Annotated in this window: 21 protein-coding genes; 19 read left to right on the top strand and 2 right to left on the bottom strand. The window is 50.3% G+C overall.

Annotation, left to right across the window (positions count from 1 at the left end):
- Position 1: 1 nt before the first annotated feature.
- The 11 genes from AC566Q_RS00225 (at position 2) to AC566Q_RS00175 (ending at position 11,401) form a co-directional block, all read left to right on the top strand.
- Positions 2 to 367 (top strand): response regulator, encoded by a 366-nt coding sequence (locus AC566Q_RS00225; protein WP_499612580.1) that lies wholly within the window; start codon positions 2 to 4, stop codon positions 365 to 367.
- A gap of 6 nt (positions 368 to 373) precedes the next feature.
- Positions 374 to 2,398 (top strand): chemotaxis protein CheA, encoded by a 2,025-nt coding sequence (locus AC566Q_RS00220; protein WP_499612578.1) that lies wholly within the window; start codon positions 374 to 376, stop codon positions 2,396 to 2,398.
- Positions 2,398 to 2,916, top strand: a complete 519-nt coding sequence (locus AC566Q_RS00215) for a chemotaxis protein CheW (protein ID WP_499612577.1) — start codon at positions 2,398 to 2,400, stop codon at positions 2,914 to 2,916. Before AC566Q_RS00220 ends, AC566Q_RS00215 begins: the two co-directional genes overlap by 1 nt.
- Positions 2,913 to 5,078, top strand: a complete 2,166-nt coding sequence (locus AC566Q_RS00210; RefSeq protein WP_499612575.1) for a methyl-accepting chemotaxis protein — start codon at positions 2,913 to 2,915, stop codon at positions 5,076 to 5,078. Before AC566Q_RS00215 ends, AC566Q_RS00210 begins: the two co-directional genes overlap by 4 nt.
- 18 nt (positions 5,079 to 5,096) lie before the next feature.
- The gene (locus tag AC566Q_RS00205) at positions 5,097 to 5,912 is read left to right on the top strand and encodes a CheR family methyltransferase (RefSeq protein WP_499612573.1); all 816 of its coding nucleotides are present in this window, start codon (positions 5,097 to 5,099) and stop codon (positions 5,910 to 5,912) included.
- Positions 5,909 to 6,517: a chemoreceptor glutamine deamidase CheD gene (gene cheD, locus AC566Q_RS00200; RefSeq protein WP_499612572.1), complete on the top strand. Its 609-nt coding sequence runs from the start codon at positions 5,909 to 5,911 to the stop codon at positions 6,515 to 6,517. Before AC566Q_RS00205 ends, cheD begins: the two co-directional genes overlap by 4 nt.
- Before the next feature lie 6 nt (positions 6,518 to 6,523).
- Positions 6,524 to 7,570: a protein-glutamate methylesterase/protein-glutamine glutaminase gene (locus AC566Q_RS00195; protein ID WP_499612570.1), complete on the top strand. Its 1,047-nt coding sequence runs from the start codon at positions 6,524 to 6,526 to the stop codon at positions 7,568 to 7,570.
- A gap of 232 nt (positions 7,571 to 7,802) precedes the next feature.
- A complete protein-coding gene (aroQ, locus tag AC566Q_RS00190) occupies positions 7,803 to 8,237 on the top strand; it encodes a type II 3-dehydroquinate dehydratase (RefSeq protein ID WP_499612568.1) in 435 nt (144 codons plus the stop codon).
- Between the two features lie 25 nt (positions 8,238 to 8,262).
- Positions 8,263 to 8,706: an acetyl-CoA carboxylase biotin carboxyl carrier protein gene (gene accB / locus AC566Q_RS00185; RefSeq protein ID WP_105933097.1), complete on the top strand. Its 444-nt coding sequence runs from the start codon at positions 8,263 to 8,265 to the stop codon at positions 8,704 to 8,706.
- 11 nt (positions 8,707 to 8,717) lie between these two features.
- Positions 8,718 to 10,058: an acetyl-CoA carboxylase biotin carboxylase subunit gene (accC, locus tag AC566Q_RS00180; protein WP_499612566.1), complete on the top strand. Its 1,341-nt coding sequence runs from the start codon at positions 8,718 to 8,720 to the stop codon at positions 10,056 to 10,058.
- A gap of 350 nt (positions 10,059 to 10,408) precedes the next feature.
- Positions 10,409 to 11,401, top strand: a complete 993-nt coding sequence (locus AC566Q_RS00175; RefSeq protein WP_499612564.1) for a hypothetical protein — start codon at positions 10,409 to 10,411, stop codon at positions 11,399 to 11,401.
- Between the two features lie 5 nt (positions 11,402 to 11,406).
- On the opposite strand, the gene AC566Q_RS00170 is transcribed toward AC566Q_RS00175, so the two are convergent.
- Together AC566Q_RS00170 and AC566Q_RS00165 are read right to left on the bottom strand one after the other, a co-directional pair.
- Positions 11,407 to 11,970: an antibiotic biosynthesis monooxygenase gene (locus AC566Q_RS00170; RefSeq protein ID WP_105933094.1), complete on the bottom strand. Its 564-nt coding sequence runs from the start codon at positions 11,968 to 11,970 to the stop codon at positions 11,407 to 11,409.
- 190 nt (positions 11,971 to 12,160) lie between these two features.
- The gene (locus AC566Q_RS00165) at positions 12,161 to 13,876 is read right to left on the bottom strand and encodes a sigma-54-dependent Fis family transcriptional regulator (protein ID WP_105933093.1); all 1,716 of its coding nucleotides are present in this window, start codon (positions 13,874 to 13,876) and stop codon (positions 12,161 to 12,163) included.
- A gap of 384 nt (positions 13,877 to 14,260) precedes the next feature.
- Between AC566Q_RS00165 and AC566Q_RS00160 the strand changes: the two genes are divergently transcribed.
- The 8 genes from AC566Q_RS00160 to dmpH are packed head-to-tail and all read left to right on the top strand — an operon-like array spanning position 14,261 to position 21,466.
- Complete coding sequence (locus AC566Q_RS00160) at positions 14,261 to 14,611, top strand: 2Fe-2S iron-sulfur cluster-binding protein (protein ID WP_105933092.1); 351 nt, start codon at positions 14,261 to 14,263, stop codon at positions 14,609 to 14,611.
- On the top strand, positions 14,608 to 15,531 hold the full coding sequence (locus AC566Q_RS00155) for a catechol 2,3-dioxygenase (RefSeq protein WP_105933091.1): 924 nt from the start codon (positions 14,608 to 14,610) through the stop codon (positions 15,529 to 15,531). Before AC566Q_RS00160 ends, AC566Q_RS00155 begins: the two co-directional genes overlap by 4 nt.
- Positions 15,532 to 15,552: 21 nt before the next feature.
- Positions 15,553 to 17,013, top strand: a complete 1,461-nt coding sequence (locus AC566Q_RS00150) for a 2-hydroxymuconic semialdehyde dehydrogenase (protein ID WP_105933090.1) — start codon at positions 15,553 to 15,555, stop codon at positions 17,011 to 17,013.
- Positions 17,014 to 17,021: 8 nt separating this feature from the next.
- Positions 17,022 to 17,885 carry an alpha/beta fold hydrolase gene (locus tag AC566Q_RS00145; protein WP_105933089.1) on the top strand — a complete coding sequence of 288 codons (864 nt, stop codon included), beginning with the start codon at positions 17,022 to 17,024 and terminating at the stop codon, positions 17,883 to 17,885.
- A gap of 3 nt (positions 17,886 to 17,888) precedes the next feature.
- On the top strand, positions 17,889 to 18,674 hold the full coding sequence (dmpE, locus tag AC566Q_RS00140) for a 2-oxopent-4-enoate hydratase (protein ID WP_105933088.1): 786 nt from the start codon (positions 17,889 to 17,891) through the stop codon (positions 18,672 to 18,674).
- Between the two features lie 14 nt (positions 18,675 to 18,688).
- On the top strand, positions 18,689 to 19,633 hold the full coding sequence (locus AC566Q_RS00135; RefSeq protein WP_499612560.1) for an acetaldehyde dehydrogenase (acetylating): 945 nt from the start codon (positions 18,689 to 18,691) through the stop codon (positions 19,631 to 19,633).
- 1 nt (position 19,634) lies between these two features.
- Positions 19,635 to 20,672, top strand: a complete 1,038-nt coding sequence (gene dmpG / locus AC566Q_RS00130) for a 4-hydroxy-2-oxovalerate aldolase (protein WP_279319691.1) — start codon at positions 19,635 to 19,637, stop codon at positions 20,670 to 20,672.
- Positions 20,669 to 21,466, top strand: a complete 798-nt coding sequence (dmpH, locus tag AC566Q_RS00125) for a 2-oxo-3-hexenedioate decarboxylase (RefSeq protein ID WP_240621819.1) — start codon at positions 20,669 to 20,671, stop codon at positions 21,464 to 21,466. Before dmpG ends, dmpH begins: the two co-directional genes overlap by 4 nt.
- The last annotated feature ends 2 nt before the right edge of the window (positions 21,467 to 21,468 follow it).

The following is a 21,468-nucleotide window of genomic DNA, read 5'->3' as shown; positions in this document are numbered from 1 at the left end:
TATGAGCAAGAAAATACTAATTGTTGACGACTCTATGTCAATTCGTCAAATGGTAGAGGTTACCCTCCGAGGGGCCGGCTACAATGTGGATTCAGCCGAAGACGGGCAGGCCGCGCTGGATAAGTGTCAAACCACCCGTTACGACTTCGTGCTTACCGATCAGAATATGCCACGAATGGATGGTATTACACTGATTAAGTCCCTGCGAGGCATGATGAGCTATCGCACCGTGCCTATCGTGGTGCTGACTACTGAAGCCGGCGATACACTGAAAAGCCAGGGCAAAGCGGCCGGCGCCACAGGATGGATGGTTAAACCCTTTGACCCGTCCAAATTACTGGACATTGCTAAAAAACTGCTTGGGTAGTCGCACATGTCTGTCGATATGAACCAATTCCACACCGTGTTTTTTGAAGAGAGCCAGGAGCATCTTCAGACCATGGAGGAATTGCTGTTAAACATTTCTACAGACGACCCCGACGCGGAAGAGCTCAACAGCATATTTCGCGCAGCGCACTCTATTAAAGGTGGCAGCGGTATATTTGGCTTCGACGCCTTAACCGGCCTCACCCATGTGATGGAAACCATCCTGGATAAGGCCCGTAACCATGAGCTGGATTTAACCACCGACATTGTTGATGTGTTGCTGGCTACTACTGATACCCTCGGCGATATTCTGCAGGCATACCAGGACGAAAGTGAAATCAACTGGCAGCAGATAGAAGAAGGAAAAGCAGCGCTCGAAAGCGTTTTGTCTGCAGAAGGCGATGAAAGCACAAACGCAGAATTGCCCCCTGCAGCGGACACTACAGAAGACGATGACAGCTTCGGTTTCTTTGATGACGCCCCGGGTCAGCCAGAAGTGGAAGTCGCAGCGGAAGACGATGATGGCTTTGGCTTCTTTGGCGACGCACCCGGTCAGCCTCAGCAAGCCTCAGACACTGAAGGGGGTGAAGGTGAGGAAGACGATGGCTTCGGCTTTTTTGACGATGCGCCTGGCCAACCGAATGCAGAAGCCACAGCAGCAGAAACCGAGCATGACGACAACGACGGCAGTTTTGGATTTTTCACCGAGCCCAAACCCGCTCAGCCAATTAAAGACGAAGACGCCTACGGCTTCTTCGAGCAGGAGAAATCCTCCGTAACGTCAGCGACTAAACCGCCGGCGAAAGCAGCTAAATCACCGGCAAAACCGCCAGCCAAAGCTGCTACAAAGAACGATGCCGGCTCCATAAGGGTCGAGACCACAAAAATAGATACGGTGGTCAATCTGGTCGGCGAAATGGTCATCACCCAGTCAATATTATCGATGATTGGCGAGGATGTAGAAGGCAATACCGGCGAAAAGCTGAGCGGTGCCATTGACGAATTGTCGCGTAACATACGTGAAATTCAGGAAGCGGTTATGTCGATGCGAATGATCCCGGTGTCATTTGTGTTTAACCGTTTTCCGAGACTGGTTCGGGATTTAGCCAAAACCCTGGATAAAAAAATTGACCTGATTATTGAAGGCGGCGAAACCGAGGTCGATAAGAGTATGATTGAAAAGCTCGCCGATCCGCTCACCCATTTGGTTCGCAATAGCCTCGATCACGGCATAGAGCCGCTGGAGAAACGCCTGGCAGCGGGCAAACCAGAGACCGGCACTGTTGTGCTTAAAGCAGAACAACGAGGTGGTAATATTCTGATTAGCATTCAGGATGATGGGGGCGGCCTGAACCGGGATAAAATTCTCGATAAAGCTCTGTCTAATGGCCTCGATGTCGATCCTAAAATGCCAGATGAAGAAGTCTGGCAGTTGATCTTTGCGCCGGGCTTTTCCACCGCCGATGCGGTAACCGACGTGTCAGGTCGCGGCGTTGGCATGGATGTGGTGCGTAAAAATATTGAAGCTATTCAAGGCGGTATCGACATTGTATCCACCGCCGGACAAGGCTCTACCTTTACTATTAAACTTCCCCTTACACTGGCGATTATTGATGGCATGTGTGTTTCGGTGGGCAGTGAGACGTACATTATTCCGTTACTGAATATTATTGAGTCGCTGCAACCAAAGCCAGAGCAAATTAAAACCCTGGCTAACGACACTATGCTATGGAGCCGCGACCAGTACTGGCCGCTTATATCGTTGCGCGAGCAAATGCAAATAGACGAGCCTGGCAAGCCAATTGAGCACTCAATTATTGTGCTGGTTGAGATCGGTAAGAAGCGCTACGGCATTATTGTCGATCAGCTGCTAGGCAAACAACAGGTGGTAATTAAGAGCCTGGAACGTCATTACAAGAAAGTAGACGGCATATCCGGTGCAACCATCATGGGCGACGGCAAAGTGGCCATGATTATTGATGTTGACAACCTGATGAAAAATGAACAAATCAATCAAGTGGGGTTAGCCTGATGAATACCGTATCATCTCAGGACGCTGCCATCGCAGCAACTGGTGGTGCAAGCAAGGAATATCTGACATTCATGTTGGGTGAAGAGCAATACGGCCTGGCTATTATTCAGGTTAAGGAAATTCGTGGCTACGAACCGGTGACGAAAATTGCCAATGCCCCTGACTTTATCAAAGGCGTTATTAACCTGCGCGGTGACATTGTGCCGATTATCGATCTCCGCGTGAAGTTTAATGTTAGTGAAGCCACTTATAACGAATTTACCATTGTCATTATGCTTAACGTGCAGGACCGCATTGTAGGCATTGTGGTAGACAGCGTGTCAGACGTTATCAATGTCAGCGAAGACGAAATTCACCCGCCTCCGGAGTTCGGCGTCGCTTTCGACAGCCGCTACCTGGACGGCCTGGCCAGCGTGGATGACGGACTTGTCATTCTGGTCAACATAGAACGACTGATTACCAGCAGGGAAATCGGCATTTTTGACAGCATGAATCAGCAAAACGAGGGCTCAGTATGAACTTGCGTAACCTTTTTGGGGGCCAGCCAGAACCACAAACGCCGGCATATTATGAAATTGCACTCAATGCCATTTCATCAGGTGTCATGGTGGCCGATAAAGATCGAAATATCATTTATGCGAACCCGGCGGTTTATAACCTGCTCAAAAAGTACGAAGCCGATATCCGCACCGTACTGCCGCACTTCTCTGCTGAGAATCTGGTAGGTCAGAACATTGACCAGTTTCATAAGGATCCCGGCCACCAACGCCGCATCCTGGCTGACTTAAGGGCACCGATGTCCTCATCGATTGTGGTTGGCGATGTCAACTTTGACCTTATGCTTACGCCGCTACTCGACGCCCAGGGCAATCCCAATGGGGCTATGGTGGAGTGGGTAGATAAAACCGAATATAATCTCACATCTAATAAGCTCGGCGCGCTGGACAGAAGTCAGGGTGTTATTGAGTTTCGTCCCAGCGGCGAAATTCTCACGGCCAATGAGAATTTCCTGAACCTGATGGGTTATGACGAGCGCGAAATCGTAGGTAAACACCACCGGATATTCGTAGATAAAGACTATGCAAGTTCCCCTGAATATAAAGAGCTGTGGGCAAAATTAAACCGTGGCGAATATGAGGCTGGGGAATTCTTGCGTTTCAACAGCCGCGGTGAAGAAGTCTGGATTCAGGCATCATACAATCCCGTAGTCACCAGTGGTGGTAAGGTCACACGAGTAGTAAAGTACGCCACTGATATTACCGAAGAAAAACGCAAAAGCGCCTATTTCTCTGGCCAGATTAAGGCCATTAATCAGTCCCAGGCAGTTATTGAATTTGATCCAACCGGTAAAATCCTCGAAGCCAACGACAACTTCCTCAATGCAATGGGCTACACACTTGGCGAAATCCAGGGCAAGCATCACAGCATGTTTGTTGATCCATCGGTACGTTCCAGCAGCGAGTACCGGTTGTTCTGGGAGCAGCTGGCAGATGGTCAGTTCCAATCCGGGGAATACCACCGCATTGGCAATGGCGGAAAGGACGTTTGGATCCAGGCTACTTACAGCCCCATCATTGATGACAATGGTAAAGTCTTCAGAGTAGTCAAATACGCCACCGATATTACCGGCCGAAAAATGGCTGTTAATGATATCTGTGAAGTTATGCTCGCGCTCTCCAAAGGTAGCCTCACCAGCCGCCTTGAACGGGAATATGAAGGTGAATTTGAACAGCTGGCGCAGTCGGTTAACGATTTTGTCGCCAATCTGTCGAGCATTATTCATGAGATTCGCTCAGGCTCTGAAACCATTAACAACGCCTCGGCCGAAATCGCCAAAGGCAATGCTGATCTGTCTTCCCGTACCGAGCAACAGGCATCCAGCCTGGAAGAAACCGCTTCAAGTATGGAAGAGATCACCAGTACCGTGCAGCTTAATGCCGACAACGCCAAACAGGCTAATGGTCTGGCTTCAGAGGCATCGCGGGTGGCCATTTCCGGCGGCAAACTCATAGAGCAGGTAGTTGGCACCATGGCCGACATTAACCAGTCAGCCAAGAAAATTGAGGATATCATCGGCGTTATCGATGGTATTGCCTTCCAGACCAACATACTGGCACTCAACGCAGCAGTAGAAGCAGCACGTGCTGGCGAACAGGGTCGAGGCTTTGCCGTAGTGGCCTCAGAAGTGCGCACGCTGGCGCAGCGCTCGGCTAATGCAGCGAAGGACATTAAAGGTCTGATTTCTGACTCAGTAACGAAAGTAGAAAGCGGTAATGAGCTGGTTAATCAGTCTGGTGCAACCATGAGTGAAATCGTCAACGCAATCCAGCGCGTTAACGACATTATGTCTGAGATTGCCTCGGCCTCCGCTGAACAAGCCAGCGGTATCGACGAAATCAATAAAGCCGTGGTTCAGATGGACGAGATGACACAGCAGAATGCTGCCCTGGTTGAAGAAGCAGCCGCAGCGGCTGAGAGCATGAGCTCTCAGGCCTCACAGTTAATCTCACGGGTCAATTTCTTTGAGTTGGGTCAGGAAACCAAACTGGAAAGTGCGCCGGTTATTCGTTCTGCGCCGCAACCACAAAGCAAACCCAAAATATCGGCGAAAGCCATGGCAACCCGTTCTCAGCAACTCAGCGCCGCAAAGCCAGATGATGATGAATGGGAGAGCTTTTAAAGCCTGAAGAGCACTGACATGGATAAACCCTTTGCGTTTAGCCTTAGGGAGTTTAATGCGGTTCGCCAGAAGATCCGCGCGCTCACTGGCATCAATCTGGCAGACAGTAAAGATAATATGGTTTACAGCCGCCTTGCACGGCGGCTGCGCGCTCTGAGTCTTGATACATTCCAGGCCTATTTAAGGTATCTGGATGATCATCAGGCGGAAACCGAACACTTTATTAATGCTCTAACCACGAACCTGACGTCCTTTTTTCGTGAGGCACATCATTTTGAGCAGCTAAAAGGATTTTTACTGACTCGTCCGGAGCCGTTACGGATCTGGTGTACCGCGAGCAGCAGCGGTGAAGAGCCATATTCGATTGCAATGACCTGTGCAGAAGCCAGGGGGTCCCTGACCAATAACGTCAAAATATACGCCTCCGACATTGATAGCCGAATGCTGGAGCGGGCACAGGCCGGTATTTATCCCATCGACCAGGTCGAGAAGCTCAGCCCTATGCGACGCAAGCAGTTTTTTCATCGCGGTATAGGTGTCAACGCAGGCAAGGCAAGGGTGGTCTCTGAATTACGCAAGAGTATCCATTTTTTTCAACAGAATCTGCTTGATACTAACTATGCCATGGAACCAGGACTGGACATCGTGTTTTGTCGCAACGTAATGATTTACTTCGACAAGCCAACCCAGGAAGTCATTCTAAAGCGAATTTTGAGATTAATGAAAACAGACAGTTGGTACATCGCAGGACATTCTGAAAATTTCTCTCACCTGAGTCAGTATATGCGACCCATGGGCAAAACCATTTATCAGGTTAATCAGAGAAACTTATGACGCCAGTGCCAGGGAAGATCACACCGAACCGATATTTTGACCGACACTTCGACAGTGACGCAGTAAAAATCCTGCCGGGTGAATACTATGCCACCAAGGACCCAACAATCATCGTCACCGTATTGGGCTCTTGCGTATCGGTATGTTTGCGCGACCCGATAACTAAAATTGGCGGTATGAATCACTTTTTGTTGCCCAACGATGAGTTTGTCACCACCGGTGAGATGAACACCTCTGCCCGTTATGGCACTTATGCCATGGAGTTACTTATCAATGAGTTGCTAAAAATGGGAGCCGACAGAAACCGTCTCGAAGCCAAAGTATTTGGCGGCGGTAACGTCTTGCAAGGCCTTACCGTCCACAACATTGGTGAGCGCAACAGCGAGTTTGTACTTGACTACCTTAAACTGGAAAATATTCCGGTACTGGCCCGGGATTTACTGGGCCCTTATCCACGCAAGGTCTATTTTTTTCCCGGCACCGGAGAAGTGAAAGTACGGAAAATTAAAATTATACACAACACCACTATTCTTGATCGCGAAAGTGAGTACCGCATGCGTATCAAAGATACGCCGATTAGCGGAGAAATTGATTTTTTTGAGTAGCTTGCTATGACCATTTCAGTATTGGTTGTCGATGATTCGGCCTTGATCCGTTCATTGATGACGCAAATTATTGCCAGTCATCCCGACCTCAACCTGGTGGGCACGGCACCGGATGCTTATGTCGCAAAAGACATGGTAAAGCGTTTCAGCCCCGACGTTATTACGCTGGATATCGAAATGCCCAAGGTCGACGGACTGACCTTTTTAGACCGTCTGATGAAAGCCAAGCCGACCCCGGTAGTAATGATTTCAACCCTGACTGAAAAAGGCGCAGATGCCACTATGCTGGCACTGGAACTGGGTGCAGTCGATTTTATACCCAAGCCGAAAATCGATGTTCAGGCCAAATTCCTGGCTTTTCAGCAACTGGTTACCGACAAAATCATTGCGGCCGCCGGGGCCCGGGTCAAAAAACGGGCCGCCAATGAGACGGTGGCTAAAACCCAGTTGACCTACTCGGGTACCGAATTAATTGTAGGTATCGGAGCCAGCACCGGTGGTACCGAAGCTATTAAAGATTTGCTGGTCAGGCTACCGGCATCTTTTCCGGCCGTGGTGATGACCCAACATATGCCACCAGGCTTTACCACGTCATTCGCCAAGCGCCTTAACGGGCTGTGTGCCCTGACGGTAAAAGAAGCACAGCACAATGAACGCCTGCTACCCGGTCATGTTTACCTGGCGCCGGGCGATCAGCATTTAAGCGTCATAAAATACGGCGCGGATTACCGCACCCAACTCAGTGACGAGGGCCGGGTTAGCGGCCATAAACCCTCTGTAGATGTCTTATTTGATAGCCTGGCAGAACACGTTGGCCACAATGCCTTTGGCGTAATCCTCACAGGTATGGGCCGGGATGGCGCTCAGGGAATGCGCGCAATGCATGATAAAGGCGCGACAACCTTTGCGCAGGATGAAGCCACCTGCGTTGTGTATGGTATGCCCAAAGAAGCCGTTAAACGCGGTGGCGTAGACAAATCTTTACGAATCCCGGAGATTGCCAAACAGCTAACGGAAGCCATTCGCAGTAAAGCCAGGGGCAACCGCCTGTAACCTTACCCTCCTGCAGCCGCAATATTTATTCGAGCCTATCACAATATCGAGAAGTTGCGGCTAAATCCCCTGATAAGACCAGTATTTTGCTGCGATATCTTAATTATTAACTATAATTGATGATTAAGCTTATTTTAATATTAATTCAACGTGGTTTTTGTGTTAAATAATCACGAACTTATGTATAACTGGTGTTTATGCCGAACTTAGCCGCAAGATAACTACAAGATTAATGAAAATACTTCTACTGAACGGCCCTAACCTGAATATGTTAGGCAAACGTGAGCCAGAAAAATATGGCCACGCCACACTCAACGACATCGTCGAAGGTCTGTCAAAACAGGCCGAGGGCATGCGTATAGAGTTAGAACACTTGCAGTCCAACTCGGAAGCAGTGCTCATTGATCGTATCCATGCTGCCATGGGTAACGTTGATGGCATTATTATTAACCCTGCCGCGTTTACGCATACCAGCGTGGCGTTGCGGGATGCGCTGTTGAGTGTCTCCATCCCGTTTATTGAGGTGCATTTGTCGAACGTTCATGCCCGTGAAGCATTTCGACATCATTCCTATTTTTCCGATATCGCTGCTGGCGTGATAGTAGGCTTTGGCGCTAAAGGCTACTCGCTCGCCCTGGACGCAGCAGCAGATATTTTTACCCACTAATTGATAAGACAAACAGAGACAGATTATGGATATTAGAAAGATAAAAAAACTGATTGAGCTGGTCGAAGAATCAGGCATTGCCGAGTTAGAAATCACCGAAGGTGAAGAATCTGTACGTATTCACCGTGGCAGTTCACAAGCTGCTGCACCTGTTCATTATGCCGCTCCTGCCCCAATGGCTGCACCAGCTGCCCCAGCACCAGCTGCCGCGCCGGCAGAGCCAGAGGCACCGGCAGGCCATACTGTAAAATCTCCAATGGTAGGCACCTTCTACCGCGCGTCTTCACCGACGGCCAAAAATTTCGTGGAAGTAGGTCAGAGCGTTAATGTTGGCGATACCCTGTGTATCGTAGAAGCTATGAAGATGATGAACCAGATCGAGTCTGATAAAGCCGGTGTTGTTAAAGCTATTCTGGTAGAAAACCAGGAAGCAGTAGAATTCGACCAGCCTCTGTTCATCATCGAATAAACGGTAATCTCATGGATAAAGTACTCATAGCTAACCGCGGTGAAATTGCCCTGCGGATCCTGCGAGCGTGCAAAGAGCTTGGGATTAAAACGGTAGCGGTGCACTCCACTGCCGACCGTAATCTTAAACATGTATTGCTTGCTGATGAATCAATTTGTATCGGTAATGCATCCGCTACTGAAAGTTATCTGAACATTCCGCGCATTATTGCGGCGGCGGAAGTCACTAACTCAATCGCCATTCACCCGGGTTATGGCTTCTTAGCCGAAAACGCGGATTTTGCGGATGCGGTAGAAAAAAGCGGCTTTATTTTCATCGGTCCGAAAGCAGATACCATCAACCTGATGGGCGACAAAGTGTCTGCGATTAATGCCATGAAAAAAGCCGGTGTACCTTGTGTACCAGGTTCTGACGGCCCGTTAACCGACGACGCAGAGCGCAATAAAGCCATTGCCAAGCGTATTGGATACCCAATTATTGTTAAAGCTGCCGGTGGCGGTGGTGGTCGTGGTATGCGAGTAGTGCGCAGCGAAGCCGAACTGATTAAATCCATCGAAACTACGCAGGCAGAAGCGGGCGCCGCTTTTGGTAATAGCGTTGTTTATATGGAAAAATTCCTCGAAAACCCACGCCACGTAGAAATTCAGGTACTGGCTGATGGCCAGGGCAATGCGATCCATCTGGGTGAACGTGACTGCTCAATGCAGCGTCGTCACCAGAAAGTGGTAGAAGAAGCGCCGGCACCAGGTATTTCTGAGCAAATGCGCAATAAAATCGGCGATCGTTGCCGCAAAGCCTGTATCGAAATTGGCTATCGCGGTGCCGGTACCTTTGAGTTTCTGTACGAAAACGGCGAATTCTACTTTATTGAAATGAACACCCGTATTCAGGTAGAACACCCGGTATCAGAGATGATCACTGGCGTTGATTTGGTTAAAGAACAACTGCGTATTGCAGCCGGCCAACCACTGTCTATCGACCAGTCGCAAATCCAAATCCGCGGCCATGCCATTGAATGTCGGATTAATGCCGAAGATCCCAACACATTTATACCAAGCCCGGGTAAAATCGAGATGTTCCACCCACCAGGTGGCCTGGGCGTCCGTTGGGACTCGCATATCTATGCCGGTTATACTGTGCCGCCTTTCTACGACTCAATGATTGGCAAACTCATCACGTACGGTGAAAGCCGTGATGAAGCCATTGCCCGCATGCGTCACGCGCTGGATGAACTGGTTGTAGACGGCATTAAAACCAATATTCCGTTGCAACAGCGCATTATGGCCGATGAGAACTTCTATGCAGGCGGTACTAACATCCACTACCTCGAGAAAAAGTTAGGCCTGAGCTAATCAGAGCAAAAACAGACAAAAGGCATTCTTCGGAATGCCTTTTTTGTTGGTCATTCTATTTTGTCGATTAACTGTATCGTTTTTTTTGATTACTAATATTCACCGACTCCATTTATATTCAACTTTAGATTAGACTTTAGTTTAATTTACGCCAACTGATACGGTATTGACCCATCGTAGTTGTTGGTGACCTTTGTTAAAGGTACTTCTCCACTTGTTAGCCGGCACCCTTGCCGGCTTTTTTCTTTATCATCTCAACGGCGCCCTAATCAACGGCAATAATATCTACTGGTTGTAAAAGCTATATTTAAGCTACACTGCGTTTTTTGGCTGTGAGTTTTATCTTTCCAATGGCATATCTGAGCACCGGGCTGACCTGCTTTATCGGATGTCTCATCCTCTTTTTTACACCGCCTGGTAAGGCAACCGAACCGGGTGGTGAACCAATCGGTGAACCGGTTGGTGAACCAATCGGTGAACCGGTTGGTGAACCGGCTGGCTTCTACCAGCAAAAACTCGATGTGCAGGTTCGCTACGATAATCGTTCAGACCGCAGTAACCGCTCACAGTTTCGGCTGCGCTTTTATCCTCAGCTTAATCTCAGTGATCAATGGAGCCTGCACAGTTTTGTCGTAACAGGCGATGATTTTAGCTCCAGTCACAACACCTTTGGCGATGAAGACAGTGACCAGATTGCGGTCAGGCGTCTTTATCTGCGTCGCACTCATGCACTGGGTAAAACCGAGTTTGGCGTTATTCCTACCTACAAAGGCCGTATCTCGGCCACCGGGATGTCCAAAGACGGCTGGTTTCAGGGGATTCGTCATGTCTACGAGGCAAAGCCGGGCCACAAGCTGGAATTAGTAGCAGGCGCTATTAACAGTACCGATCCGAATAAGGCGCTATCTCTTGCCGATGATTTTAACCTCTTTGAGTTTGAGTACAGCGCTACCATCAATGAAAAATTCAGTATGGAATTTGGTGTCGAGCGCATTATTGAAGGTAATTACCTGCGCAGTGAAGTACGTTTTCACCAGTCTGATCAAGTGTGGTTTGCTGAATTTGTCAGGCGCGTTGACGACGCAGAGAACAAACTGGTGCTCGGCCTTGACAGTGAATTTTCCTTCGGTCAGTACCCTGTTGAGATGTATGCCTATTATGCTTATGTCAGTGCTGACTTCGGCCAGCGCGCCGAGCTGACCGAAGACTATCTGGGTACTGGTCACGGTGGTTCGGTAGAACTATCAGGCGCCCTTGCCGTTTTTGACCTGGACTGGTTTTCCAGAATCGATATGGTGGATAGCACCCGGCGGATTCTGCTTGGTATTAAACGTTCCTTCTGATGACCTCAGGAGTGTTGCCTGCCAAATAGCCAGAAAGCAAAACGTTTAGTCATAAACGGCATCAGTACATAAGACATCAATATCATTAGCACCGCCGTAACCAGCAGGGTGCGCAGCAGCAACGGTATTGCCGCAAGCCATGGCCCGAACAGCCAGAAAATCAGGGTAGCGGCCGGGTAGAGCGCCAGCCAGCTGACAATGGTCATTTTATAACGCGGCGGTGGCGTAACCGGATTTTGCGAGGGTAAACTAAACCAGGTCACCAAGCCGGAAACCTTTTCCCGTTCGGTGGGCGAAATCAGCAGTGCTTCGAGCTTTTCCAGCATCTCGGTCCGTTCGGCTGAGCTTTCCCATACCGCCAGGCGGGCCTCATCGGCAAATTTAAAAATCATCCGGTATTCCGGATCTTCAGGGCTCACCGGACGAAACAGGGTAGCGCCCATATAACCGTCGAACTCACTCGCCCGGCGCGACATCTCATCACTTAAGGATTCAAACGCGGTAACGGCTTCAGGTTTTACCCGTCTGGACACAATTACGGTAACGGGCTGCTGGGATGGGGTATTCATAAGGCACCTCTGATGACATAAAACGACTCGTAGTAGTATCAGCGCAGCATAAATAATACCGACTCTCTGAAATGCACTAAATATTATGGTTTACCTAATATTTTCAGAATCTTAAAAAGTTAATTCGGCACTAACTGTGAACCGCCAGAAAGCAGGTTAACTGCCAGAATTGACAGGTTTGATCATTTGATCACTTCAGGTTTGTCGAGTCATTCTCGCTAAGCTTTTTGAGCCGATAGGCCAGTGCCGGGCGGGTAAGGTTAAGTAGCCGGGCCGCTGCCGACACATTATCGTTGGTCATAGCCATGGCCCGGTTTATCAGTTGCTCTTCAATAGAATCCAGGCCGATTTGCTGATTAATCAGCGTATCCACCCAACCGTCAGTGGTTTTTATATTGCTCGGCTTCACCACCTGGCCTTCTGAATACACATGAGTATCGTCGGTATTAACGGCTTCAGGGCCAACACTGGCAAACAGCGATTCCAGTGAAATGGTTTCGTGGTTATCAGTAAGGATAACGCCGCGCTCAATAACGTTCTTAAGCTCACGGATATTGCCTGGCCACGAATAATTTTTAATGAACCGCCAGGACTTATCCGATAAGCCCAGCGTGCGTTTTGAGTAATCGTTATGAAACTTGGCAAGGAAGTGTTCTACCAGCAATGGTAAGTCATCCAATCGATCGCGCAGCGGCGGGATCTGCACCGGAAACACGTTTAAACGGTAAAACAGATCGGCCCGGAATTTACCGTCTTTCACCGCCTGCTCCAGGCTTTCATTAGTAGCGGCAATCACCCTTACATCTACCTTGCGGGTATTAACACCGCCAACCCGCTCAACCTCACTTTCCTGCAGTACCCGAAGCAGCGAAGCTTGCGCCCGCGGCGTGAGCTCTACTACCTCATCAAGGAAAATCGTCCCACCGTCAGCCCGTTCAAAACGCCCGGCACGAGACTGATTGGCGCCGGTGAAAGCGCCCTTTTCTACCCCAAATAGCTCCGCTTCAATAAGCTCCTGCGGAATGGCCGCACAATTAACGGCAACAAACGCTTTTTCGGCGCGGTCGCTGCGTAAATGCACGCTACGGGCGATCACTTCCTTACCAACGCCGGTTTCCCCCAATAGCAGCACCGACACTTTGCTCTGCGCAGCTTTATCGATTTTTTTGCAGGCATTTTTATAGTCCGGAGAATCGCCTATGCCATAATATTGCCCCTGATGACGGGCCAGACTGCTACGCAGCGACTTCACCTGGGATTGCAGGCTGTAAAGCTCTTCAATAATGGGCTCAGCGGTAAAATACCGGGAGAATTCGGCGGCATCTTCCCATTCTCTAGCCGGCTTACCTACTATCAGGCAGCGTTCATCACCACAGCCACGACAGCTTACCTCACGGAAGATAATTTCCTGACCCATAATGGCCGAAGTATAAGCGCAGGCATAGCCGAGTAACGACCAGCATGCCGGTTCATCAATTTGGCCGAGCTCGGTTTGCACAATCTCTACCTCCCAGGAATCCACCCATTCCAGCTCGCCGTAAAAATGACCACTTTCCTTATCGATTTCTATTTTAATCGGACGGTTTTTTACCATTCCGCGCAGTGAATGCAGTTGTGGGCCGGTCCAGAACAGCGCCATATCGTCGCTATCGGGGCGTAACCGCCGGGCCAGTTCCGCATCGCGTAAACCGCCCTGATAACCCAGGCGCATAAAGAAACCCTTGGCTCTTTCCACACCAATACTATTGACCAGTTCGCGCCTGAAGGCGGCCAGGGCAGGGAGCTGCATAAACAAAATCAGCTGTTCACCAAACCAGATCTTGCCTTCGGTGCTCTCAAACTGAATCAGTGAAGTGAGATCCTGGATATCCACATGATTGAGCTTTGCTTCGAATTCAATGGTCATGGTTTTTCCCCTGCTAATTGCTGTTTTACATCGACAAGCCAGCCAGATGTAAAACATATGTAAAACCCTAAATGACAAGAAATCAACTAAATGATCATAATTTTAAGCGCAGCGAAAATCCGATTTAATCAAATAATTAAAAACTAAGAACCAATTTAATCATTTGATTAAATTTCCATGGAATGAATAAGTATTGGGGAGTGGCGATGTGACTTTTCTGCACCTTAGATGCTTTATATAAACTACTCCTCTATCAACAAGTTAACAATAATTTTAAACATTTTATTAACCTGTGGCACAACCGTTGCTCTGGTCATCACACTGCATCAAAAAATTTTTTCTTTGGTGCCGGAGACTTAAGCATCTAAAGCGGAGCAACAGTGCATGTCTGACTATGTGATCACCGAGCAACACAGCCAACAAAGCTTTACCTGTCATCAGGATGAGTTTGTGCTCAAAGCCATGGAGAGTAACGGACTACGCAGTATTGCAGTGGGCTGCCGTGGCGGCGGCTGCGGCGTATGCCGGGTCAAAGTCATATCTGGCAGCTATGAATGCGGTCGTATGAGTAAAGCGCAGGTCTCCACAGAACAACAACAACAGGGGTACGCATTGGCCTGTCGGCTTAAACCCACCAGCGATTTGCTCATTGAATGCAGCCCTTCACCACTGGCTATCAACGGCATCACCGGGGTAACCAAGGCAAAACAAAAACACACCGAGGTAATAAAATGAGAAAAGGCGTATTACGTCCAGGGCACATACAGTTGCGCGTACTGGATCTTGAAGCATCAATCAAACATTACGTTGAATTGTTAGGCTTACACGAAACTGACCGTGATGAACAAGGCCGGGTATATCTAAAAGCCTGGAGTGAAGTGGATAAGTTCTCGCTGGTACTGCGTGAAGCGGATGAGCCTGGCATGGATTTTATGGCGTTTAAGGTAGTCGATGAAAGCACCCTTGCAAGCCTGACCGCAGACATCGAAGCTTTTGGTCTGGAAGTCACTCACAAAGAAGCCGGCGATTTAAAGGATTGCGGCCGCCGGGTTCAGTTTACCGCGCCTTCCGGCCATGTATTTGAGCTCTACGCAGAGAAAGCCTATACCGGGAAATGGGGCGTTGAGGAGACCAACCCGGAAGCCTGGCCCAGAGCACTTCGCGGTATGAAAGCCGTGCGCTTTGATCACTGCCTGCTGTATGGCGATGAACTGGCCAAAACTTATGATCTGTTTGTGGACGTACTGGGCTTTTATCTGGCCGAACAGGTGCTCGACCCAGACGGCAACCGGATTGCGCAGTTCCTTACGTTGTCGATGAAGGCCCATGACATAGCCTTTATTCAGCATGAAGAAAAGGCCAAGTTTCACCATGCGTCATTCTATCTTGAAACCTGGGAAGACATACTCCGCGCCGCTGACCTTATCAGCATGACCAATACCTCACTGGATATTGGCCCTACGCGACACGGTATCACCCACGGTAAAACCATCTATTTCTTCGATCCGTCGGGCAACCGCAACGAAGTTTTTGCCGGCGGCGATTATATGTACCCCGACCATAACCCCATTACCTGGAAAGCTGAGGATTTAGGCAAAGCCATTTTCTATCACGACCGTGTGCTCAACGAGCGTTTTCTTACGGTTTTAACTTAACTCATCAATACAGGACTCGCTGTGAAAGAAGTTAAACATTATATCAACGGCCAGTATGTTGGCTCTGCCAGTGGCAGGATGTTCGATAACATCAACCCGGCAACGGGTGAGGTGATAAGCCAGGTGCATGAAGCCGGGGAAGCGGAAGTGGATGCGGCGGTGAAAGCCGCGCGCGCCGCTCTGAAAGGCCCCTGGAGTAAAATGACTATCGACCAGCGCAGCAAAATTCTGCATGCCGTGGCCGACGGTATTAACGCCCGCTTCGACGAATTTTTAGAAGCGGAATGTGCCGATACGGGTAAACCCAAATCGTTGGCCAGTCACATCGATATCCCGCGTGGTGCAGCCAACTTTAAAGTGTTTGCCGACATGGTAAAAAATGTCGCTACTGAAGCGTTTGAAATGGCCACGCCCGACGGCACCGGCGCGCTCAATTATGCGGTGCGCCGCCCTAAAGGGGTGATTGGTGTTATCAGTCCGTGGAACCTGCCACTACTGCTGATGACCTGGAAAGTTGGTCCGGCTCTGGCCTGCGGCAACACGGTGGTGGTTAAGCCTTCCGAAGAAACGCCTACCACCACTGCATTGCTTGGCGAAGTGATGAAAGACGCAGGCGTACCCGATGGTGTTTTTAACGTGGTGCAAGGATACGGCGGCGATTCTGCCGGCGCTTTCCTGACCGCTCATCCGGATGTCGATGGCTACACCTTTACCGGCGAGACCCGTACCGGCGAACTGATTATGCAGAACGCCGCCAAAGGCGTGCGCGACATTTCACTGGAGTTAGGCGGCAAAAACGCCGGTATCGTGTTTGCCGACTGTGACATGGATAAAGCCATTGAAGGCACCATGCGCTCAGCCTTTGCTAACTGTGGCCAGGTTTGTCTGGGCACAGAGCGAGTATATGTCGAGCGCTCAATCTTCGATGAGTTTGTTAGTCGCTTAAAAGTCGAGGCCGAAAAACTGGTCATCGGCCCGCCGGATGACGCTGCGGCTAACCTTGGCCCGTTAATCAGCCAAAAGCAGCGCGACAAAGTGCTTTCTTACTACCAGCAAGCGGTTAACGATGGTGCAACGGTGGTTACCGGTGGCGGCATACCGGATATGCCTGACGCGCTGAAAAACGGCAGCTGGATCCAGCCAACCATCTGGACCGGTTTAAGTGACGACTCCGCTGTCATCAACGAAGAGATTTTTGGCCCCTGCTGCCATATTCAGCCCTTCGATAGCGAAGAAGAAGCCATTGCACAGGCCAACCGCCTGCCCTATGGCCTGGCCAGCGCTATCTGGACCGAAAACCTGAGCCGCGCGGCGCGGGTTGCTGGCCAGGTGGAAGCGGGAATCGTCTGGGTTAACAGTTGGTTCTTACGTGATCTGCGTACTGCCTTTGGTGGCAGTAAGCAGTCTGGCATTGGTCGTGAAGGTGGTGAGCACTCACTTGAGTTTTATACCGAACTCAAAAACATCTGTCTGAAGTTGTAGGAACGAAGATGAAAGCACCCGACAGTAACACCAGAGCGGAGACAGGCCAGACTATTCAGGCCGCTGGCTGGCAAACTAATCTTCATGATAAGGGAGATGGTTTTCCGGTCATGCTGATTCATGGCTCCGGCCCCGGCGTCACCGCCTGGGCCAACTGGCGTCTTACCATTCCTGAACTTGCCAAAGAGCGCCGGGTAATCGCCCCGGACATGCTCGGCTTTGGCTACAGCGAACGTCCGCAAGACCAGCACTACAGTAAACTACGCTGGGTTGAACATGCCATTGGTGTGCTAGACGCGCTGGACATCGAGCAGGCTGACATCATTGGTAACTCGTTTGGCGGCGGGCTGGCTTTAGCACTGGCTATCGCGCACCCAAAGCGGGTGCGCCGCATCGTACTTATGGGCAGTGCCGGCGCAAGTTTCCCGTTAACACCCGGTCTTGATGCTGTGTGGGGATACGAGCCGTCGCTGGAAAATATGCGCAAGCTGCTCAACATCTTTGCTTTTGATCGCTCAAGGGTCACTGATGAGCTAGCGCAATTACGCTATGACGCAAGTATTCAGCCCGGCGTTCAGGAGGCTTTTTCCGCCATGTTTCCGGCCCCGCGCCAACGCTGGATAGAAATGCTGGCAAGCCCCTTAGGGGCGCTGGGCAGCCTGCCTCACCCAACGCTTCTGGTGCATGGTCGCGATGACCAGGTGATCCCTCTGGCCGCCTCACAAACTCTGCTGGAACTGCTGCCTGACGCCCAGTTGCACGTGTTCAACAAATGCGGTCACTGGACCCAGATTGAACAGGCCGACCGTTTTGTGCAACTGGTTACTAATTTTCTTAATGAGGCGAATATCGCCTCCCAAACCGGAACCTGATTTATGGACGCAAAGTTAATCAAACAGTATGGCGATGAACTTTACCACGCCATGCAAAGCAAACAGGCCGTCGCACCGCTGACTGCCCGGGAAAGTGATATCAGTATTGAAGATGCTTATCACATTTCTCTGCAAATGCTTAATAGGCGCATCGATGCCGGGGCCAAAGTGATAGGTAAAAAAATCGGTGTAACCAGCAAAGCCGTGCAAAGCATGCTCAATGTTCACCAGCCCGATTTTGGTTATCTCACCGACGATATGGTGTTTAACCAGGGTGAAGTGATGCCCATCAGCGAACGGCTTATCGCGCCCAAAGCAGAAGGGGAAATTGCCTTTATTCTCAAAAAAGACCTGATGGGGCCAGGCATCTCCAATGCCGATGTACTGGCCGCCACCGAGTGCGTGATCCCCTGCTTTGAAGTAGTCGACTCCCGTATTGAGAACTGGCAAATCGCTATTCAGGACACCATTGCCGACAACGCTTCGTGTGGCCTGTTTGCACTCGGCGATAAAGCGGTTTCTCCGCACAAAGTCGATCTGGTGACCTGCGGTATGGTGGTTGAAAAGAACGGCAAAATCCTTTCCACCGGTGCCGGTGCTGCAGCGCTGGGCTCACCGGTGAATTGCGTAACCTGGCTGGCCAATACGCTTGGCGAATTCGGCATAGGGCTTAAAGCAGGTGAAGTCATTTTATCGGGCTCACTGGTGCCGCTTGAGCCGGTCAAAGCCGGAGACTTTATGCGTGTTGAAATTGGCGGCATTGGCTCAGCCAGTGTGTATTTTACCTGACAGGAGCAACCGGTATGAGTAACAAAATTAATGTTGCCATAATTGGCTCAGGCAATATTGGCACCGACCTGATGATCAAAGTGCTGCGCACCTCTTCAATTCTGAACATGAGTGTGATGGTAGGCATCGACCCGGCTTCTGACGGTCTGGCTCGCGCACAACGCATGGGCGTAGCAACTACCCACGAGGGGGTGGACGGGCTGATTGCCATGGTAGAATTTAGCGATATAGACATTGTTTTTGATGCCACTTCAGCCAATGCGCACATAGTTAATGATAAGAAACTAAAAACCGCCAAACCGGGGATTCGTTTGGTGGATTTAACCCCGGCAGCCATTGGCCCCTACTGCGTGCCAGTGGTTAACCTCGAAGATCACATCGAGCAACCTAACGTGAATATGGTCACCTGTGGCGGCCAGGCAACCATTCCTATGGTGGCCGCGGTGAAACAGGTTGCCAAAGTACATTACGCCGAAATTGTGGCCAGCGTATCAAGCAAATCCGCCGGCCCTGGCACCCGGGCGAATATTGATGAATTTACCCAAACCACCGCCCGCGCTATTGAGCAAGTGGGCGGTGCAGAAAAGGGCAAAGCCATCATTATTCTTAATCCGGCCGAGCCGCCCATGATCATGCGCGATACGGTGTATGTGCTTTCTGAACAGGTCGACAAAGCCAAAGTCGCCGCGTCGGTAGAAGAAATGGCTAAAGCGGTACAAAGCTATGTGCCAGGTTACCGGCTAAAGCAAAAAGTACAGTTTGACGATATTCCTGCCAACGCGCCGCTGCATATACCGGGGCTGGGTAATTTCAGCGGTCTGAAGACGTCTGTATTTCTGGAAGTGGAAGGCGCCGCGCATTATCTGCCGGCCTATGCCGGTAATCTCGACATTATGACCTCAGCGGCCATGGCAACGGCCGAACGCATGGCCAAATCAATGCTCACAGGAGGCGCATAATATGAGCTTTAATCCTGGTAAAAAACTGTATATCTCTGATGTGACCTTACGCGACGGCAGTCATGCCATTCGCCATCAGTATTCCATTCAAAACGTGCAGGATATCGCTCGTGCACTGGACGCGGCCAGGGTTGACAGTATTGAAGTCGCCCATGGCGACGGGCTGCAAGGCTCCAGCTTTAACTATGGTTTTGGCGCTCATACCGATCTGGCATGGATAGAAGCGGCTGCCGATGTCCTTACCCATACTCAGATTGCCACGTTACTCTTGCCCGGCATAGGCACTATTGAGGATCTCGACGACGCTTATGCCGCTGGCGCACGGATTGTACGGGTGGCAACCCACTGCACCGAAGCCGATGTGTCTAAACAGCATATTGAACATGCCCGCAAACTGGGTATGGATACCGTGGGCTTTTTGATGATGAGCCATATGCAAACGCCCGGAGGATTGGCTGAGCAGGCGAAGCTGATGGAATCCTACGGGGCAACCTGTATTTATGTGGTGGATTCAGGCGGTGCCATGGGCATGCAGGATATTCGCGACCGTTTCCGCGCAGTTAAGGATGTGCTGGACCCGGCTACCGAAACCGGCATTCACGCCCATCACAATCTCAGTTTAGGCGTTGCCAACTCTATAGTAGCCGTGGAAGAAGGCTGCGACCGCATCGATGCCAGCCTGGCAGGCATGGGAGCAGGCGCGGGCAACGCACCCCTTGAAGTGTTTATTGCTAACGCCGACAAGCTGGGCTGGGAACACGGAACCGACCTATACGCGCTGATGGATGCGGCCGACGATATCGTTCGCCCCCTGCAGGACCGCCCGGTACGAGTAGACAGGGAAACCCTGGCACTCGGTTATGCCGGTGTGTATTCAAGTTTCTTACGTCACTCAGAAGTGGCAGCGCAAAAATACGGCCTTAAAACCGTGGATATTTTAGTTGAGCTTGGTCGCCGCCGCATGGTGGGTGGCCAGGAAGATATGATTGTAGACGTTGCCCTGGATTTGCTGGCACAACAGGAAGGAGGTGCTAAGTGAGCACTCGCACATTAACAAAAGATCAGATGCTTTCTCTGGCAGAGCACATTGAAAATGCCGAATTAAACGTTCATGACATCACCAAGGTCACCAACGACTTTCCCGACATGACTTTCGACGACGCCTACGATATTCAGTGGGAAATTCGCCGTCGCAAAGAAGCCCGCGGCAATAAAGTGGTTGGCATGAAAATGGGCCTCACTTCCTGGGCTAAGATGGCCCAGATGGGCGTGGAAACGCCGGTTTATGGCTTTTTAGCCGACTATTTCTCGGTGCCAGATGGCGGTGACATTGATACTTCAGAACTTATTCACCCAAAAATTGAGGCGGAAGTGGCCTTTGTAACCAAAGCACCGCTTAAAGGACCCGGTTGTCACATTGGTGATGTATTGGCTGCAACGGACTTTATTATTCCGGCAGTAGAGGTGATTGACTCGCGCTACGAGAATTTTAAGTTTGATCTTATCAGCGTGGTAGCCGATAACGCCTCATCCACCCGGTTTATTACCGGTGGTCGCATGGCAAAGGTAGAGGATGTGGATCTTAAAACCCTTGGCGTGGTAATGGAAATTAACGGCGAGGTGGTTGAACTCGGCGCCGGTGCAGCCGTGCTTGGCCATCCGGCCTCAAGCGTTGCCATGCTGGCGAATATGCTGGGCGAGCGCGGCGAAGAGATCCCTGCAGGTACGTTTATCATGACCGGCGGTATCACCGCAGCCGTGGCCGTTAAAAAAGGCGATAACATCACGGTTCGTTATCAGGATCTGGGTTCAGTCTCAGCGAAGTTTGTTTAAGG

The sequence above is a fragment of the Alteromonas sp. H02 genome, assembly GCF_059682525.1.
This window is presented reverse-complemented; position numbering and strand designations above follow the sequence as displayed.